This window comes from Microbulbifer maximicatervae (SeqCode) (assembly GCF_052467325.1).
Genome location: NZ_CP174310.1, coordinates 1246634 through 1261651, shown reverse-complemented (window position 1 = coordinate 1261651; position 15018 = coordinate 1246634). Strand labels below are relative to the sequence as shown.

The following is a 15018-nucleotide window of genomic DNA, read 5'->3' as shown; positions in this document are numbered from 1 at the left end:
AGGTTTAGTCTGCCCTATTCCACCGGCGTACAGATTCCATAGCGTTAGCAAATGGCATTCTCCATCTCGCAGGAAATAGCCCGTTATTGGGCGGCAACAGCTTGGGGTATATCTGCAGGCTGCTTTAACTGGGATACCTGTCTATAGATATATCTGCTCGAATAGAGGCAAATGACACCCATTACCAGGGCGCCCAGGTCAGTGAAGACCACTGGCAAAGTGACGGACTTCCAGGGGACCAGCAGACCATTTCCAGTTACCAACGCATTCAGCAGCGGGATGCCGCACAGCAGCAAGCCTGCACAAAGTGAGAGATCTGCTAATGCGGGTTTTATCTGGCGGCGCAACATCGCCCAGGCTATGGCCACTCCCCATACAGAGAGATACACCATTTCAATCCAGTGAAAGCGCTGATCGCCACCACCACCGGGAGGTAACAGCTTATTGGCATAGAAAGTGGCCGCGGTGGCGACAACCAAACCGGCACAAACCCCTACCGTGAGCAAACTGAGGAACCAGCCGGAACCTCGGGTATTAATATCACCAGAGGGGAGCTTCTGTCTCTGTGCCTTGCGAACCTGCCAGATAACGGTGCCCGTTACCATCATCAAACACAATGCCAGTCCCAACACAAAGTACAGGGCTTTTATCAGGAAGCCACCGTAGAGTGCGTAGTGAAGTGGAGTCAGTGAAAAATACACCCGCATAAACGGACCTGAGTCCTGCACTGGGTTATTGATGTTAACTACTTCGCCATCTTCACTGCGGTATTTGACATCAACAAAGCGCACCAGCGCCTCGTTTGTTTGGCCCGAGACTTGGACAACCTGATTGCGATCCCCGTAGGCCTCCACATAAATGGCTTTGGGTTTCGCATTAGGCACTTGGTCCTGGTAGCGCAGCAGCATTTGGTTATAGCTATTGGACAGCAAAGGCTCGCCAGTTATCTCAGGATGTTCCCCCACTACCGAGGCGACTGCAGCTTCCACATTACCTTCGAAAGCAGAAAATGCAGCAACCTGGATCATAATGCCATTCAGGCCAAGTATTGCGCCGGTAAAAGCAATCACTATATGGAACGGTAGCGGCCAGACCCCTAATACTTTGTGCAGGTCTGTCCATTTGAGCCGCCTGCTGCGATCCACACGGAATTTAAACATCTCTTTAAAGATTTTCTTGTGAATGATGATGCCACTTAATATGGAGAGCAGCATCACCAAGCCCATCAGTCCAACCAGGTAGCGTCCAAAAGGCCTGGGAAACAGTAGATCAGTGTGCATATACGTCAATAGCTCAGCGAAATCAGAGCCGCTGGACGGCAGCACTTCACCGGTATTGGGGTTTATATGGCGTACCTCGGTTTCCTCGCTTTCAGCATCAGTCCAGAGCACTTCCAGCATAGGATGGTAGTAGTCTGGCATTGAGATCATAAAAAAGCTGTCCTCGCCGATATTTGCCTCGGCGAGCACCGGAGCGACCAGTTGATCTACATCCACAGGCGCTTCAGCATCGAAGGCAATACGATGCTCGGGGCGTTCCCATTGGGTCAGCTCGTGGCCAAATAGTGCGACCACGCCGGAAAAGGAAATTACGAATAGCAGAATAGAAAATAACACCCCAATCCAGGAGTGAATTTCGTAAAAAAGGATATTGCTACGCTGTTGCATTTAAGTTGGCTAGACCGAAAATTATAAAAAAGAAAGAGCGCTTAGTCCGAGCATGACCAGCAACAGGGATAATAGGTATGCCGCTGCGCGCCAAGTGGAGGCGGCGAGTAACCCCATACTCATATACCCGACCCATAAAAGTGTCGATAACATAGATCCCGCTGCCATCCGTTCTGTTGGCTCGGCGGACGGCCAGTAAATCGACAACATCACCGTGCTGGAAAACATCAAGATAATGCTCAGCACAATGGTCAGGGCGACCTGTTGCCAACTGATTTTTATTGAAGCAGCCATAGAGTTATCCGATAGTCAGAAGAGCCTGCTCTAATACCAACAAGCCCACTACTAACAGCGGAAAATGGCGAAGCAGCCAATTAGGTTTGATTGGGGCGAGCAGTGCTTGTAATAAAGCGCAGAACATCGCGACACAAAGCCAGATGGGTATCCCTACCTCCCAACCATATAGGAGTCCATAAGGAATTGAACTCACCGGAAGCACCCACCAGGCAATTCTTCGTAAGCGCTTAAAACTACTGAGCTGTAGATCTTTATGTCTGGTTACAAAAATAAGTAGTACAGCCGAATAAGTAAGTAGGAAAGCCACCAGGTTAGACATTGAAGTTTTCCAGCCTTCTTTGCTTAGAGGTCGCGGATTTTTTGAACATTGCGCTTATTCTTTACAGAAATGGAGTTTCGTAGTTGCAAATATTGCCTTCAATACTGGGAAGCTTTGTATTTAGCGATCTACCGGGTTTAAATTTAAGTCACAAATAATAATCATTATCAGTTGTAGTCTATCTTAAGATACATGTTTGTTCAATTGGCTTGAAAATGCAGACAGACTGGAAGGTAGCAAGGAAGAGGTGCTAAGTTCTTTTACCTTTCTTCCATATCTTATCGTTCTTACCATGTGGATTATTGACTTCGAAGCCAGTGGCTTATCCAAGCAGAGTTACCCTATAGAAGTTGGCCTCTGCTCTGAAACAGTGGAATACCAGGCGCTAATAAAACCAGTGCCACACTGGTCTTATTGATCCGATGATGCTGAATCGATACATAACATTTCCCGGTCAAGGCTGGAATCCGAGGGTATAGATCCAGCTACAGTGGCTTATAGCCTAAACAGGATTCTTTCAGGTCAGGTTGTCTATTGCGATGCCCTGCACTGGGACAGTTTTTGGTGCAATGCCCTTTTTTCTGATACTGGTATTCATCAGGAGTTTGAACTCAGGGATATTCAGGTGCTAATTGGTGGCTCTGAAAATCACCTAAGAGCATTCATTAATGAGCGCGAAAAGCTGGAGGACTCTGACAAATTCACAGTTCATCGAGCACTGGATGATGCAAAAATAATCAGGAAGGCATTAGAAGTAGCATTAGCAGGCCGACATGAGTGAGTAGCTTTAGAGCTAAGTAAAACGGTCGTCCTCCTTAGACTAACTAACAGAGAGCAGTAATTAGGGAGCCTCTGAGTAACTCCGTGATACCTCTGGCATGCAGAGCGGTTCACAATCAAGGCGCGGCTTCGCAGGAATGTCTAGACCTTTCAAGAAATCGCAACGCGGAGTGTGAATCGCTCTGCAAGCCCCGAAGGGCGGGCCTTGAAGGCCACAGCTGCTGCGTTGCAGCTCTTGCAAAGGGCTACGGCCATTCGCGGCGAGCTGCGCCTAACATCTGCAGCCTTCAAGACCCGCAGAGGCATTACGGAGTTACTCAGAGGCTCCTTAGGTCTATTACTTCTGCACCTTGTGTAGGCACTAACTTTTTGCCGCAATAAAAACACCACTTCCTATAAGCAAAGCCCCAGAGCCGTATTTTAGAGCCGGGGTCTTTCCTGATTGACTGATTGTTGACCGTGCCTTGCAGGCAAGGTACGCATAACCTGCCATTACACTGCCTACGGTTAGCGTTGCAATTGCAAATATAATTGCAATGTCCAAAGAAGCAACGCGAGTTAGATCGAGGAAGGCTGGAAAGAAGCTTACGTAGAAAAGAATAGCTTTCGGATTACCCAGCGTGGTGACTAAGCCCAGTAGAAAACTTGAAAAGCTGCTATGGGAGTGGCTTGTAGCTATTTGGTTTTGGTCGACTTGTCTTTTCTTTGCTGAGAGAAAGATATTCATTCCCAGCCAGATAAGATAGGCTGCTCCAGCATATTTAATAACGATGAATAAGCTCCCCAAGGTTTCGGCTAGCGTTGCTAAGCCAAGCAGAGCTAACAAAATAAAGAAATAATCACCTACAACAATTCCCATTACTGTAATTAATCCCTGGCGCAAGCCGAGTGTCACTGACCGGGAAACAACAGCTAATACTCCCGGCCCAGGTATCAGTGCTAGAACTAGCATTGAAATGAACAAAGCTAAGGATGTAGAGATTGTCATGAGGCACTCAGTGATAGTTAGGGCTTTTATGCATTGATTTTATATGCTCAAAAACTGTACGTAAATTGTGCTTTTGAGGCTTCTGGCTAGCAAATCCTTGGCAACTGCTCGCCAGGTAAACGCTGCAATAGCCGATCACATCCCAAATTGTTTTTTAAAATAACCTGGGAGCTATTTCCTCCCCCAACAGTACCAATAGTTGCAAAGCTGCTATCTGCAGTTGCTTTTCGAAGAGTGGAAAGTGCCAGCTTAACACCTGCTTCGGGGACAAAAGACACAAAACGCCCCTCATTCGCTACATAGAGTGGGTCTAGCCCCAGTAACTCACAAGCGCCTTGCACAGCATCACAAACAGGTATCTTGCTCTCCTCCAAGACAAAGGTCCGTCCGCAGTTTTCTGCTAGCTCCACCAATGCGGTGGCTAGCCCACCTCGTGTGAGATCTCGCAGACAATGAACTTCAATTCCGGCATTGATCATTTGTGCAACTACGCCATTCAGTGGCGCACAATCGCTGAGGAGATCACTTTCAAACTCGAGTCCTTCGCGGCAAGCCATTACCGCCATTCCGTGGCGGCCAATATCGCCGGATAGAATAATAGAATCACCCTGGCAAATGCGGTTGGGATCAATGGGTTGTTCTCTTATCAGGGTACCGATACCACTGGTATTGATATAGAGCCCATCCCCCTTCCCTTTCTCTACCACTTTGGTATCGCCGGTGACTAAGGTAATTCCTGAGTTCCGGGCAGCCTCAGCCATCGAGATCAGAACCCGTTGGAGAGTTTCCAGGGGCAATCCCTCTTCGAGAATCAAGCCGCAGCTTAGAAACTTGGGTTCCGCGCCTGCCATGGCCAAATCGTTGACGGTGCCATAAACGGCGAGCTCACCGATGTTTCCTCCGGGAAAGAAAAGCGGTGAGATTACAAAGGAGTCGGTGGTAAATACGAGCTGATCCGGTTTCCATGGAAGTGTTGCACTGTCATGGGCCTGGGATAGCCAGGGATTAGAGAAGACAGGTTGAATATATTGATCGATCAAGCGTTGGGTCATCTCCCCACCGCTGCCATGGCCAAGGCGTACGACCTCGTTAGCGGTTGGTGGAATTGGACACTGCAGATTCATTCGATTCCACCTGGTTCTGGTAGCGATAGTAGGCCGCGCAAGCGCCTTCAGTGGAAACCATTGGCGCCCCCAGCGGTTGCTGGGGTTGGCAGGTCTTAGCGAAGTGAGGGCAATCCCCGGGTTTCTTTAGCCCCAGCATAATATCCCCACTGATACATCCCCTGTTTTCAGAAATGCTCAATGCTGGAAGATTGAATGTTTGTTCTGCATTGAATCCTGAGTAGTCGTCGCTCAATACCAGACCGCTAGCGGGAATTTCACCTATACCGCGCCACTGTTGTGTTGCTACTTTAAAAACCTCTTTAATCAAGTCTTGGGCAACGGTATTACCTGTTTTAGTAACCGCGCGCTGATATTGGTTTTCTACTTCACAGCGACCACTCTCCAATTGACGGACACACCGGAGTACGCCTTCAAGAATATCCAGGGGTTCAAATCCTGTAATCACTATTGGAATCTGGTGCTTTTTCACCAAGCTGCGGTACTGACGATATCCGGTTATTGCACAGACGTGACCGGCAGCTAGGAAACCTTGAATCCGGCAGTCTTCACGGGCACATATCGATTGAATCGCCGGTGTAACCAAAAACTGGGATATCAATGCGTAAAAGTTGTCGATTTGCTTTTGCTTGGCGAGGGACAGCGCCAGGGCATTGACGGTAGCAGTCGTTTCAAAACCCACCGCAAAGAATACGACCTGCTTGGTGGGGTTCTGCTCTGCCACATTGAGCGCTTGCAGCGGCGAGTAAACAATACGGACATCGCCTCCGGCTGCTTTGACCTCTAGTAAATCTCGATCTGAACCGGGGACTCGCAACATGTCGCCAAAGGAGCAGAAGATAACATTGGGCATTGCAGCAATCGCAATAGCTCTATCGATGATTTCCTGAGGTGTGACACAAACCGGGCAACCGGGCCCGTGTACTAATTGAATCTCCTCGGGCAGTAATTGCTGCAAGTTGTATTTTGCGATGGCATGGGTTTGCCCTCCACAGATCTCCATTAGAGTCCATGGGCGAGTGGTGACTTTCTGAATCTCTGCCGCAATTAGTTTGATGTTCTCGCCGTTGCGGTATTCCTTGAGGTATTTCATTACAGGCTGACTCAACCCAATGTTTTGAGGTACTCGAAAACCTTATTTGCTTCTTTTGCTCTCAACTTGCTGATCGCGACTCCAGCATGAACGATCACGTAGTCTCCTACTTCAGCCTCGGGTACCAGTGATAAATTTACAGCTTTACTGATACCGCCGAAGGAAACTTTTCCAGTGCGCTCCATGGCTGATTCTTGCTCTATTAATTCGATTCTTCCGGGAACTCCCAGGCACACTAGGAACTCTCCTCTCCCAATGATTGCCCAGCAGCATCCATACACTGTGCGTAGTGGATCTGGCCCAGCGATATTCCGCCATCATTTGGGGGGACCTCGCTGTGGCTGTGAACGGAAAAGCCCTGACTTTCCAGAAGCGCAGTGACGGTTTCGGTAAGCCGCTTATTCTGGAAAACACCGCCAGACAGAAAGATATTCATTTCACCTTGTTGCGTTGCTACTGCCAGCGCCATCTGCGCGAGTGTGTTGTGAAATGCAGCGGCCCTTTGTGGCAGTGATCGGTTTTCATCGTAGATCAAAGCACTAATACAGGGTGTCCAGTCCAGTTCCAGCAGGTCCCCTTTTTGAGCAATGCTAAAGGGGTAGCTGTCTTTAGAGCTGACGCCACGGGCACACTGTTCTAGAGCCATGGCTGCCTGCCCTTCAAAGCTGGTATGCGTAGTCAGTCCCAGGAGTGCGGATACCGCATCGAAAAGGCGGCCGACAGAGCTACACGGTGGACTGTTAATCTCACCTTTTAACATGGTGACCAGGTTTTGACGCTCGCCACGGGTGAAACAGCGCTTTAATTGTCGATTCTCCAGGGCGACAAACCCGGAGATTTCATACAAAAGTCCGGCCGCAGAGCGCCTGGGCTCGCGTACGGCCTTTTCACCGCCCGGCAGTGGGAATGTTCGAAAGCTGGCGATGTGTTTGACTGGAGACCGTCCATTCCAGTGAAAGAATTCTCCACCGCGAACAATGCCACTGCGGTCGTAACCAGTTCCATCCCAGCAGATTCCCAGTGCAGGTCCCGAGTGAGCGTGTTCTGCCATGCAGGAGAATAGATGGGCAATATGGTGCTGAACGCCAATACGCACAGCTCTTTGCTTCATAGCCCAGCGGTGAGAGGTATAGCCTGGATGGAGGTCGTGGATTAATTTTTTCGGGCGGCACTGCTGTAGTTTGGTGAGATCGCCAATAGTTTGGTTGAAGTGCTTCAGGGTGTTGGCACTACCTAAGTCGCCAATATGTTGGCTGGGATAAGCCCACCCGGCGTGAGACAGTGCAACTGTGTTTTTCAGGTCCGCGCCCAGGGCCAGGAAGCTCTCTCGTTCACTTTCGCCCTTTTGGCCTGGGCTAGGCAAGGTAATGGGAAGTGGCGCGTAGCCCCGGGCTCGACGCAACATCAGCGGACGGTTATTGACCACCCTGAGTACAGAGTCATCCAGCGGGCGTAAAATTCGGCGATTGTGAACCAGAAAGTAGTCAGCGATTTTACCCAGGCGCTCAAACGCCTCATCATTTTCTGTACAAATAGGCTCTTCCGCAAGGTTGCCACTAGTAGCGACAAGAGGGGCTCGATACTTACGCGCAAGCAAGTAATGCAAGGGTGATGCAGGTAACATCACCCCCAAGTCGGCAAGATTTGGAGCGACCAACGGATGTATCCTGGAGTGATTGTCATCCTTCGCTTCCAATAGAACAATCGGTCTTTCTCGGGTCGATAGTAGTTGCGCCTCTTGCTCCGAGACGCAGCAATCCTGGCAGACACTTTTCAGCTCGTCATATAAAAGTGCGAACGGCTTATGCGGACGTTGTTTACGCTGGCGCAAGTTGGCGAGCGCCTTACCATTGGAGGCGTCGGCTAACAGTTGAAAGCCGCCTACCCCTTTAAGGGCGATAATTTTCCCTTGGGCAAGGGCATCAAGGGCTTTGGATAGTGCCCGACTCTTCTTCGCAATTGTAACGCCGGCAGTATTACAGAAAAGCAATTGAGGGCCGCACTGAGGGCAGGCATTGGGTTCCGCGTGAAAGCGTCGATTGAGGGGGTCCCGATACTCCCCCGAGCATTTTCCGCACAAAGGGAAGTGGTGCATGGAGGTGTTGACACGATCGTAGGGCAGTTTGTAAATGATGCTGTAGCGGGGGCCACAAAGAGTGCAGCTGATAAACGGATAGTCGTAGCGGCGATTGTTGGGGTCTGATAATTCCCTGAGGCAATCATCACAGGGAGCCAGGTCTGGTAAAACGATGGTTGAACTACTGGCATCACGGACACTGGGTAAGATTCGAAAACCGTATTCTGCCTGAAGAGCCACCGGGTAGGATTCAATGTGAGTGATGCGACTGTAGGGTGGCTTCTCTGAAGATAACTTATCGATAAACTTTTCGATTTCCCGGCTTTTGCCCTGGACTTCAATTCTCAGGCCACCGCTGTAGTTGGCCACCCAGCCTTTCAATTGAAAGCTATCGGCCAGGCGATAGATAAAGGGCCGGAATCCTACTCCCTGCACCAATCCGGCGATTTCAATCCGGCGGCGTTCAGTGGCCATCAGTCTCCTCAAACTTTAAGCTCTCCAGGATTACATCCTGGGCTTCCTTGTGATTAATATCCTTAAGCTCATCAATTTCCAGCTTAATCCCCTCGAGAGAAGTCCCGAGTATCTCCCTGTCAAAATGCTCTCTCAGATGCGCTGCAGACATATGCGCCAGGGCACCCAAGCGTAAGCGAACGCCGATCGGCCTGCCTGGTTCATCAGAGGCCAGTTCCTGGATTTTATCGATCAGGTTTTTGATGAGATTCTGTTCGTGCATAGTGGTCTCCGCTGTATAGCGTTAGGTGCGCGATAATCATTTGCTCTGCTCGATGGGCTGCACTGGCCACTTTGGGTGATAAGCCCTGTCCTTTTGCCAGACTTTCTGAGTTGATCGCAAAAACATCCAGATGTGCCGGCAGCGAATCAATATGCTTTCCCATGGTCAGCGCTTCAGTCAGCCCAAATCCATGGCTTGATGTATTGCACATCGAAGGAGCAAGAGCACTTTCAAGCCCATCAATGGCGACGACCTCCCCGATAGGGTGCTGATCGCTTACCATGGCATCTACAAGGCAAACCCATCGACCTTTCCATTGCGCGAGCAAATGTAAAATATCGCCGCCGCTTTCGAGGTATTCCACCGCCCCTCCAAGTTTTTGGCGAAGTCGAGCGATGATATGTGGCCCTACTCCATCATCACCGCGCAGGGGGTTGCCCAGGCTTACCATTAACCATGGATTGCTTACTTTGCGCTTGCCCATAATTCAAATGTAGCTGTAGGAAGTGAGTGGAGCAGGAAATGCAGGGGTCGTAATTCCTTATCGCCCGTTCACATAGCCCCTGTAATTTATCCTCAGGAAAGTGCATAAAGCTCGGCAACATTAAGCGGAGGTCATCTTCGATGGTCTTCTGGTTTTGGGAGGTGGGAGCGACAATTTTTGCTGTCGTAATCTTGCCTTTCTCATCAATATCGTAGCGATGATATAGAAGCCCTCGGGGTGCTTCGGTGGCTGCACAGCCGCTTGCGGTTCTCGGCTCGGTCTTTAAATGAGGCTCGGCTGGGGGTTGGTATCTATCAATAATATGCAGAGCTTCTTCAAAGGCATGTAGTACCTCCAGGCTCCTAACGAGGATGCTTTGGAAGGGATTTAAACAGGGGGCGGTAAAGTTGATCTCCTCCGCTAATTGCAATGCTCGAGGCGACAGCTTGTCGCGATTAAGGTTGTAGCGTGCGATGGGTCCCACCAGATAGGCACCTCGCTCCCGTAAAGTACAGTGCAGCGCGGTGCTGTGAGCGACGTGCTCTTCTGCAAAGTGGTTCTCATAGTCTTGGGCGCTAATATTGAGTCCCGCACTGGAGGTAATCCTGCCCTCGTTCATTGGGTATTCTGACGGGTGCGTTAGAGCGACAAATTCGTAGTGATTATCCCTTCGCCATTCGTAGCTGGGGAAAGGCAAAGCTGCGGACCAGCGCACCAGTCGCTCGGTGAGATCACGGGCCATTTGCAGCTGCGCTACCAAGGCTGTGAGTTCACGAGCTTCCGGAACCTTGTAGAAACCCCCTACCCTCACATTAATCGGGTGTACTTCCCTGCCACCAATAAGGCGAACCAGGGCATTGCCCGCCTTTTTAATCTCCAGCGCATTCTTAACAATCTCTGGGTGATCCTTAGCCATCGCGACTGCATTGGGATAGCCGAGGAAATCCGGTGCATGGAGCATACTGATATGCAGCATATGGCTCTCGATCCACTCACCGCAGTAAAGCAATCTACGAAGCATGCGCAAAGCGCCGCCGGGCTTTAGGTTCAGGGCATCCTCCATGGCATGCACAGCACTCATCTGGTAGGCCACCGGGCAGATCCCACATATGCGTGCGGTGATATCTGGGGCTTCCAAGTAATCGCGCCCTCTGAGAAGGGCTTCGAAGAACCTTGGGGGCTCAAAAATCTTGAGTTGTACATTTTGTACGCCGCTGTCGTCGTAGTCGATATGGAGGGCTCCCTCCCCTTCGACCCGAGCGAGATAATCTACCTTAATCGTTTTGCTGCGATCCGCCATAAAGCTCACCTGGAGGCAGATTTACCACCAATGTTTGGGGAAATTAACGCTCCCCGTCTTCTTGTCTATCTTCACTTTGTACTTTAAAAGAATGTGCTAGTGGATTGAAATTTCTGAGGTTTTCAACAATTAAAGTATTTTCTACATTTAGTTTTTCATTCCACCAGTGGCACAGTGATTCGGTGTTGGGATTTTCCTTGGGACCGTAGCAAGCGTAGCAACCGCGGTTGTAACTGGGGCAAATAGCGCCACATCCTGCGTGTGTAACAGGCCCCATACAGGGGGTGCCATGGGCAACCCAGATGCAAACATTGCCGCGAAATTTGCAGTCAATACACACCGAGTGATTGGCAATCTGGGGGGCTCGCCGGTGCAGGTATGCACTGATTACTTCAAGCAATTGATGCTTGTTGATAGGACACCCCTGCAACTCAAAGTCCACTGCTACCCTCCCTGATATTGGTGTGGATTCCTTGAGAGTGGCGATATATTCCGGGTGGGCATAGACCACATCGGTGAACTCCTGCACATCGGCAAAGTTGCGAAGTGCCTGAATCCCTCCAGCTGTTGCACAGGCGCCAATACTGATTAGAAAGCGGGACTGACGTCTGACCTCTAGGATTCTCTCTTCATCTGCTGGCGTGGTAATGGAGCCTTCAACGAGAGAGATATCAAAAGGACCCTCTTTCACCTCACTGGAAGCCTCCAGGAAATAGGCGATATCTACCTGGGCTGCCAAAGAGAGAAGCTCATCCTCGCAATCCAATAGGCTCAATTGGCAACCATCACAGGAGGTGAACTTCCAGACGGCAAGCTTGGGGGTAGGATTACTACTCGCTATAGGCTGTTGATTTGAAACCATGAGCGAATATCCCGGTAGCAAAAGACAGGGCCATCTTTACAAACAAAGTTAGGTCCCCACTGGCAGTGGCCGCAGATTCCAATGGCACACTTCATGTTGCGCTCCATGGATAGATAGATATTGGATTCAGTCACACCTTTATGGAGAAGAACCTGTATGCAAAAGCGCATCATGATCTCGGGTCCACACACAAACACTAAAGCATCATTGCACTCCAAATGAGTGACACGCAAAGGGTCGGTAATCACACCAATATGCCCGTTCCAGTCTGTGCTGGCGTGGTCTACAGATGTCACCAGTTCAAATGAGCTGCGCCAGTGACCAAGCTCTGGCTGGTAAAGCATTTCTTCGGGGCGACGCGCCCCATAGAAAACTTGTAGGCTCCTGGCCGGCAAGTGCCCGTTAAGAAAGCTGTAGATCAGGGGCCGCAAAGGCGCTAGCCCGAGTCCGCCGGTGATGATCACTAGGGGGCGATTTTCCGCCAAGTGAGTTGGCCACCCCTGCCCGAATGGTCCCCGGATACCCAGTTGCGCACCAACTTCCAATTTGCAAAGCGCTTGGGTTGCAAGTCCCTGGCCTTTAATCGTATGGGTAAGTGGCTCAGCGGATGACGCACTGGGGCCGCTCAAGGAGATAGCAGCCTCCCCGGCACCAAAGGCATAAAGCATATTGAATTGCCCGGGCTGAATGGGTGATGGTGTCCCAGCTACTTGCGTCAGGGATAGAGTGACAGTGCCCGGAAATTCTTCGCGCCGATGAGTAATACGCCATAATTCAGGGATCACAGCGAGGGATTCCCTGTGACGGATGTGGCCCGTAAAGGTCCAACAACTGTATTCGTGCTGCCTGCAGTCGTTCTGTAGCAACTTTGGTAAACCGTTTCATCAATTCGAAACCGAGTCTCGGTTCTTTTTCGCATTTATCTCGGAGGCACTGCCCGCCAAGTTTAAGGCTGCGAACTGAGGTCAGGGCCCGGGCATCGAAAGCACTCAAGTAGGGAGGATACAGCCAGGACCAGCCGAATATATCTCCACCGTGCAGTGTCATCAGGCAAAGGGGCCCATAGTTGGGGACAAAGGTTTCTACGGCGACACGTCCAGATCGAATTAAGAAGAAATGGCTAGCCGGAGTGTTTTCCCTGGCAAGGTATTCGCCTTCTTTATAGTGACTATTGCTTGTACACCCGGAGAGGAATGCCAGGTCCTTGTCTGCCAGCCCGGTAAAGAAAGGGTGCTCCTTGAGTAAGGTGGTGACAACTTTCATTTTTGTTCCTGGGCGCGAATATTCTGTATCTCTTCCGTGATATCGATGCCTACTGGACACCAGGTAATACAACGTCCACAGCCGACACAGCCAGAGCTGTCAAATTGGTCATACCAAGTGGCCAGTTTGTGAGTCATCCACTGCCGATAGCGGCTGCGGGTATCCGTTCTTACCGGGCCGCCAGACAAATAGCTCAACTCAGCCGTAAAGCAGGAATCCCAACGCTCCCAGCGCTGTGCTTCATTTCCGGTTAAATCTGTTGTGTCCTCAACGGTTGAGCAGAAGCACGTGGGGCAAGCCATAGTGCAATTGGCGCAGGAGAGGCAGCGCTCCGCGACTTTATCCCAGTTTGGGTTGTCATAATTGCGATAAAGCAGTGTCTTCAGGTCAGAGCTGTCAAAGCTGCGGCGACCGTTACTCACTTGATTTTCGGCTTGCTGAACGGCAGCTTGCCCCTCTTGTTTCTCCGCTTCTGAGGCATCAACAGTGGGTAATTGCTTTAACACTCTGTTGCCTTGAGGGCTGCCGCAGCGTATCAGGAAGAAGTGGGTATCGGAGGTCAGAACTTCGGTGATTACCAGATCACTGGGCAGTCGCACCTGCGGGCCTGTGTTCATTGAGGTACAGAAGCAGGTATTTGCTGCTGTTGTGCACTCCACAGCGATAGTGAACAGCTGAGCTCGACGTGCCTTATAGCTGCTGTTGGCGTAATCCCCCTGTGCGAGGACACGGTCCTGGATAGCAATGGCGTGTAGCTCGCAACTGCGAACACCGAGAAACGCTAACTTGACCGGAGGCTCTTCAATTTCCAGAATCTGGACATCCTCTCCATAGCGGCTAGCGCTCCAGAGCTGGCGCTGGGGCAGCTGAAGAAACTGCTTCCAGGAATGGGGTCCAACGGCGTAGCCAAAATAAGCCTTGTCATTGCGGCGCTCCACCCGGTATTGCCCCGCCTCTTGCTGATCCGTCCATCCTTGGGGCAGATCTGTGGAAGTTTCAATCTCACCATAGGTAATAGCCCCGTTATGTAGTATCGGGCCAAAGAGCTGGTAACCTTCACTGCGAATTGCCTGAATCAAACAATCCAGGTCATTCGCTGCCAGTTTAAGTATTTCCACGAATAGCCGAGAGCAGGCTCCGAAAGAGCAGTAGTTGGTGATCTACTGATTTTTAGGTCTGTACCGGCGAATTGCACTAAGACAAAAGTGCCAAATTATTAAGAAGAAAGTTTAGAGACATATCTACTATTTTGGGCTTTATCAAGGGAAAGTGTTGCCCTCTAACCAAAGTACTTCATAACCTTCTGATATTTATACACTACGTACCATCTAAGCAGAATAACTGGCGCACTGGTCGCCATCACAAGTACTACATCTGCCCCAAGCTTGTTTAGATTGATAGCGAGTAAAGAAAACTCGAAGATATCGATAAGCACAATTACTGGAATAAAGAAGATCCAGAGTTGCTCGAAGCCTATTCTCTTGCCAAACGCCAGCCCAAACAACACTACGTAGAAAAGGGAGGATACAGTCAGGCTGACTACCAGCCACCAAAAGGGAATGCCTGTGGAGCCATCAGTAAAGACTGTATATTGGGAATATAGCTCCAATGGAAGCAGGATAAAAAAAGCAATTTTCCAGCCTACACTGGGACTATAGGTGATACGAGTGCTATCGAGATCACTTTCTGGAGCTTGGTAGGGGTTCTGCACACTTAGCCTTTATCTTGAGTCGCCGTTGAGAGCGTAGAAGCTTCTGATCATCTCAATCCTATGAGTTAGTACTCAGCTAAGCAATTCTTTTTGGTTGCTATTGGGGTACCTAATTTTCTTTGCCGTTTTCCCTGCAACTTATATAGATTGACATCTCAGTTTTACCTTGTTAACACTGTAAGGAAGCAGGTTGTATTGTCACATTTATGCGATGAGATGCCTCACATTATCGACAAACACTTGTGCCAAGTATTGACTTTAAAGCTGCAGACAATATCCTCGCTGTTCAAATTTTGATAGTCACAGAACCTAGCTGG

The 15018-nt window shown here is 50.0% G+C and carries 17 protein-coding genes; 1 reads left to right on the top strand and 16 read right to left on the bottom strand.

The genetic code is table 11. From position 1 onward, the window contains the following. Positions 1-83 precede the first annotated feature (83 nt). The 3 genes from ACJJIE_RS05975 to ACJJIE_RS05965 are packed head-to-tail and all read right to left on the bottom strand — an operon-like array spanning position 84 to position 2283. Positions 84-1667, bottom strand: a complete 1584-nt coding sequence (locus ACJJIE_RS05975; RefSeq protein WP_444893912.1) for a PepSY-associated TM helix domain-containing protein — start codon at positions 1665-1667, stop codon at positions 84-86. Positions 1668-1688: 21 nt separating this feature from the next. Continuing rightward, positions 1689-1961, bottom strand: coding sequence for a hypothetical protein (locus ACJJIE_RS05970; RefSeq protein WP_108733205.1), 273 nt, complete (start codon positions 1959-1961; stop codon positions 1689-1691). Between the two features lie 4 nt (positions 1962-1965). Beyond that, the gene (locus ACJJIE_RS05965) at positions 1966-2283 is read right to left on the bottom strand and encodes a hypothetical protein (RefSeq protein ID WP_444893911.1); all 318 of its coding nucleotides are present in this window, start codon (positions 2281-2283) and stop codon (positions 1966-1968) included. A 490-nt stretch (positions 2284-2773) separates the two neighbouring features. Between ACJJIE_RS05965 and ACJJIE_RS05960 the strand changes: the two genes are divergently transcribed. Beyond that, a complete protein-coding gene (locus ACJJIE_RS05960; RefSeq protein WP_444893910.1) occupies positions 2774-3064 on the top strand; it encodes a hypothetical protein in 291 nt (96 codons plus the stop codon). Between the two features lie 360 nt (positions 3065-3424). Here the strand turns inward: ACJJIE_RS05960 and ACJJIE_RS05955 are convergent, their stop codons facing one another. From ACJJIE_RS05955 to ACJJIE_RS05895, 13 genes are all read right to left on the bottom strand, one after another. After that, positions 3425-4051: a LysE family translocator gene (locus tag ACJJIE_RS05955; protein ID WP_444893909.1), complete on the bottom strand. Its 627-nt coding sequence runs from the start codon at positions 4049-4051 to the stop codon at positions 3425-3427. Between the two features lie 86 nt (positions 4052-4137). Next, positions 4138-5175, bottom strand: a complete 1038-nt coding sequence (gene hypE, locus ACJJIE_RS05950) for a hydrogenase expression/formation protein HypE (protein ID WP_444893908.1) — start codon at positions 5173-5175, stop codon at positions 4138-4140. Further along, complete coding sequence (hypD, locus tag ACJJIE_RS05945) at positions 5141-6268, bottom strand: hydrogenase formation protein HypD (RefSeq protein WP_444893907.1); 1128 nt, start codon at positions 6266-6268, stop codon at positions 5141-5143. The genes hypE and hypD overlap by 35 nt, the downstream gene beginning before the upstream one ends. A gap of 11 nt (positions 6269-6279) precedes the next feature. After that, entirely contained in the window at positions 6280-6504 is a 225-nt protein-coding gene (locus ACJJIE_RS05940) for a HypC/HybG/HupF family hydrogenase formation chaperone (RefSeq protein WP_444893906.1), read from the bottom strand. Then, entirely contained in the window at positions 6504-8819 is a 2316-nt protein-coding gene (hypF, locus tag ACJJIE_RS05935) for a carbamoyltransferase HypF (RefSeq protein ID WP_444893905.1), read from the bottom strand. Before hypF ends, ACJJIE_RS05940 begins: the two co-directional genes overlap by 1 nt. After that, complete coding sequence (locus ACJJIE_RS05930; RefSeq protein ID WP_282932830.1) at positions 8809-9081, bottom strand: hydrogenase/urease maturation nickel metallochaperone HypA; 273 nt, start codon at positions 9079-9081, stop codon at positions 8809-8811. The genes hypF and ACJJIE_RS05930 overlap by 11 nt, the downstream gene beginning before the upstream one ends. Then, positions 9044-9532, bottom strand: a complete 489-nt coding sequence (locus ACJJIE_RS05925) for a hydrogenase maturation protease (protein ID WP_444894751.1) — start codon at positions 9530-9532, stop codon at positions 9044-9046. Before ACJJIE_RS05925 ends, ACJJIE_RS05930 begins: the two co-directional genes overlap by 38 nt. After that, on the bottom strand, positions 9501-10865 hold the full coding sequence (locus ACJJIE_RS05920) for a Ni/Fe hydrogenase subunit alpha (protein ID WP_444893904.1): 1365 nt from the start codon (positions 10863-10865) through the stop codon (positions 9501-9503). The genes ACJJIE_RS05925 and ACJJIE_RS05920 overlap by 32 nt, the downstream gene beginning before the upstream one ends. 43 nt (positions 10866-10908) lie before the next feature. Then, on the bottom strand, positions 10909-11727 hold the full coding sequence (locus ACJJIE_RS05915) for an NADH-quinone oxidoreductase subunit B family protein (RefSeq protein WP_444893903.1): 819 nt from the start codon (positions 11725-11727) through the stop codon (positions 10909-10911). Beyond that, complete coding sequence (locus ACJJIE_RS05910; protein ID WP_444893902.1) at positions 11703-12512, bottom strand: FAD/NAD(P)-binding protein; 810 nt, start codon at positions 12510-12512, stop codon at positions 11703-11705. Before ACJJIE_RS05910 ends, ACJJIE_RS05915 begins: the two co-directional genes overlap by 25 nt. Beyond that, the gene (locus ACJJIE_RS05905) at positions 12502-12990 is read right to left on the bottom strand and encodes a cyclic nucleotide-binding domain-containing protein (RefSeq protein ID WP_444893901.1); all 489 of its coding nucleotides are present in this window, start codon (positions 12988-12990) and stop codon (positions 12502-12504) included. The genes ACJJIE_RS05910 and ACJJIE_RS05905 overlap by 11 nt, the downstream gene beginning before the upstream one ends. Further along, a complete protein-coding gene (locus tag ACJJIE_RS05900) occupies positions 12987-14108 on the bottom strand; it encodes a 4Fe-4S dicluster domain-containing protein (protein ID WP_444893900.1) in 1122 nt (373 codons plus the stop codon). The genes ACJJIE_RS05905 and ACJJIE_RS05900 overlap by 4 nt, the downstream gene beginning before the upstream one ends. Positions 14109-14269: 161 nt before the next feature. Further along, positions 14270-14701: a hypothetical protein gene (locus ACJJIE_RS05895; protein WP_282932823.1), complete on the bottom strand. Its 432-nt coding sequence runs from the start codon at positions 14699-14701 to the stop codon at positions 14270-14272. Positions 14702-15018 lie beyond the last annotated feature (317 nt).

Coding starts and splice junctions, on each gene's coding strand:
- ACJJIE_RS05975 (WP_444893912.1), bottom strand. CDS start 1,667: ATGCAACAGCGTAGCAATATCCTTTTTTACGAAATTCACTCCTGGATT.
- ACJJIE_RS05970 (WP_108733205.1), bottom strand. CDS start 1,961: ATGGCTGCTTCAATAAAAATCAGTTGGCAACAGGTCGCCCTGACCATT.
- ACJJIE_RS05965 (WP_444893911.1), bottom strand. CDS start 2,283: ATGTCTAACCTGGTGGCTTTCCTACTTACTTATTCGGCTGTACTACTT.
- ACJJIE_RS05955 (WP_444893909.1), bottom strand. CDS start 4,051: ATGACAATCTCTACATCCTTAGCTTTGTTCATTTCAATGCTAGTTCTA.
- hypE (WP_444893908.1), bottom strand. CDS start 5,175: ATGAATCTGCAGTGTCCAATTCCACCAACCGCTAACGAGGTCGTACGC.
- hypD (WP_444893907.1), bottom strand. CDS start 6,268: ATGAAATACCTCAAGGAATACCGCAACGGCGAGAACATCAAACTAATT.
- hypF (WP_444893905.1), bottom strand. CDS start 8,819: ATGGCCACTGAACGCCGCCGGATTGAAATCGCCGGATTGGTGCAGGGA.
- ACJJIE_RS05930 (WP_282932830.1), bottom strand. CDS start 9,081: ATGCACGAACAGAATCTCATCAAAAACCTGATCGATAAAATCCAGGAA.
- ACJJIE_RS05925 (WP_444894751.1), bottom strand. CDS start 9,532: ATGGTAAGCCTGGGCAACCCCCTGCGCGGTGATGATGGAGTAGGGCCA.
- ACJJIE_RS05920 (WP_444893904.1), bottom strand. CDS start 10,865: ATGGCGGATCGCAGCAAAACGATTAAGGTAGATTATCTCGCTCGGGTC.
- ACJJIE_RS05915 (WP_444893903.1), bottom strand. CDS start 11,727: ATGGTTTCAAATCAACAGCCTATAGCGAGTAGTAATCCTACCCCCAAG.
- ACJJIE_RS05905 (WP_444893901.1), bottom strand. CDS start 12,990: ATGAAAGTTGTCACCACCTTACTCAAGGAGCACCCTTTCTTTACCGGG.